This window comes from Thiohalocapsa halophila (assembly GCF_016583825.1).
Lineage (GTDB): Bacteria > Pseudomonadota > Gammaproteobacteria > Chromatiales > Chromatiaceae > Thiohalocapsa > Thiohalocapsa halophila.
The window spans coordinates 1-710 of the sequence record NZ_NRRV01000249.1 but is presented as its reverse complement, the minus strand read 5'-3'; the positions used below and the strand labels follow the sequence as shown (position 1 = coordinate 710).

Genomic DNA, 710 nt, shown 5'->3' with positions numbered 1-710 from the left:
CTCGTGCAAGGCACCGGCGGCGAGCCCCGGCATGCCTCGAGCAGCGCGTTGAGCAGGGGGCGTGTCGCGCGCGCAGCCCCTTCGGCCTGCGCCGGGTCGCCAGGGGCGTCGTAGACTGCGGCGATCACCGTCTCCAGCACGTCGAGCACGTGGCGCCCGAACTGCCGGGCTTGGGCGTCGAAGCTCTCTTCGAGGCCATGGGCCTTGCGGATCAGATGCGCGAAGCAGCGCAGACCTTGGTCTGGGTCGCGATAAGCACCATTATCCCCAATGGGGCGGAGTGCGACGCTCAAAACCAAGACCCAATCATCCGGGCAAATAGAAAAAACCAATAGCCAAAATCATATAAACGCCCAAAAGCATCACGCCTTCCATCCAGTGTGTCTCTCCATCGGCGGTAAGGCTTCGGTTGATCAGTACCGCGATCACGATGGCGGCGACTTCGAACGGGGCAAACAGGAAATCCAGCGGAGTTGGGCCCAGAAAATAGCTGGAGAACACCAATATCGGGGCCACGAACATGATTACCTGCGTACTGGCGCCCACCGAAATAGCCATGGCAAGATCCATTTCATCTTTTCTGGCAAACCGGACCGCGTTGCTCAGGTCCGTGACATTGCCGAAGAATGCCAGAAAGATTACTCCGGCGAAGATCGGCGTAAAACCGAGACTCTCGGCCGCCGGTTCTATCGCCCCGGTAAGAATGTCGC

Annotated in this window: 1 protein-coding gene and 1 pseudogene; both read right to left on the bottom strand. The window is 59.7% G+C overall.

Features of this window, described 5'->3' with window-relative positions; genetic code table 11:
• Positions 1 to 293 (bottom strand): annotated as a pseudogene (locus tag CKO31_RS26285) (hypothetical protein); the annotation flags it as partial.
• A 13-nt stretch (positions 294 to 306) separates the two neighbouring features.
• On the bottom strand, positions 307 to 710 hold a 404-nt coding region (locus tag CKO31_RS26280; protein ID WP_438874040.1), incomplete at its 5' end, for a calcium:cation antiporter family protein.